The 1188-nt window shown below is 76.0% G+C and carries 2 protein-coding genes; both read right to left on the reverse strand.

Annotation, left to right across the window (positions count from 1 at the left end):
• On the reverse strand, positions 1–719 hold a 719-nt coding region (locus GXW76_RS25405), incomplete at its 3' end, for a hypothetical protein (RefSeq protein ID WP_211864921.1).
• A partial coding sequence (locus GXW76_RS25410) for a hypothetical protein (RefSeq protein ID WP_211864922.1) occupies positions 716–1188 on the reverse strand: 473 nt, incomplete at its 5' end. The genes GXW76_RS25410 and GXW76_RS25405, both read right to left, overlap by 4 nt.

Raw genomic sequence — 1188 nt, forward strand, 5'->3', positions numbered from 1 at the left:
GGCAGCGGGCAGGCGAGCCGCCGGCGGCCGAGTTCCTCCTCCAGCCGCGCCAGTTCCCGCCGCAGGTCGCGCTCGCCGCGCTCGGCATCGATCAGCCGCGCCAGGGCCTCGAGATCGCCCTGCGCCGCGACGCAGGCCGCCTGCGGCGGCGTGAAGAAGCGCCAGGCCACCAGCGGCCCGATCAGCCCTGCCAGCAGCGCCAGCAGCGCGAGCGCGCCCAGCGTCACCAGCCACACCCCCCAGGGCCGGCGCGCCGGCGGTTGCCAGTGCACGCCGTCGTCGAAGCGCGCCAGCAACCCGAGCGGCCCTGGCGCCGCCGCGCCGACATGCCCCCAGCCCGCCAGCACCGGCCGCCCGTCCACCGCGAAGACCAGGTCGAAGGATGGAATCTCCGCGATCGCCGGCCACAGCCGCGCCAGCATCCCGCCGCCGGAGGCCGCTTCGCGTTCCGCCTCCCGCCGCAGATCGGACAGGATGCGCCCCGCCTCCGCCGTCAGCGCCGCGCGCGACGCCGCATCGAGGTCGGCATAGCGCGCCATGCGCTGCCCCGGCGCGCCCCAGGCGATGGCACCGTCCTCGGCCACCGGCATGGCGAACAGCGCGGCATGGGCAGGCGAGAGCCGCCCCGCCGCCTCCTGCAGCGCGGAGAAGGCCTCGGCCGGCGGCATCGGCAGCAGCGGCCGCAGGTCCTGCGGGCGAGTGGTGACCAGCGGGATCATGGGACGGTGAACTCCCCGACCACCTGGTCGCGCACGCCTTGGCGCGCGGTGCCGGTGATGACGCGATCCGGCTGGCCTTCCTGCCGCACCGTCACGCGATAGGGCGTGCTCGGCGCATCCACCCGGTCGAAGTAGTCGACGACGATGCGATAGGTGCCAGGCGCCGGGTCACGGTCGAAGACGATGTTCTCCACCGGCGTGCGCGTGGTCGGCCCGCCCGCCGCATTGCGGTCGATGTCGAGCGCCCCGCCGCAGCCCGCGCGGCTCCGGTAGTCGATCCGCTGCCCGTTCGGGCAGATCACCGCGAGGTCGAGGTCGTTGCGGTCATCCCAGGCGAGGATGATCTGCGTCCGCCCGCGCCGCGCGCCCTGGCGGTCGGCGCGGTCGATATCCGTATTGCGCGGCTGCTCCGGCGGCGGCTGCGGCGGCTGGGCGGGGGGCTCGGGCGGCCGTGCGGGCGGTTCGGGCG

Source organism: Neoroseomonas soli, assembly GCF_018129065.1.
Taxonomy (GTDB): Bacteria; Pseudomonadota; Alphaproteobacteria; order Acetobacterales; family Acetobacteraceae; genus Neoroseomonas; species Neoroseomonas soli.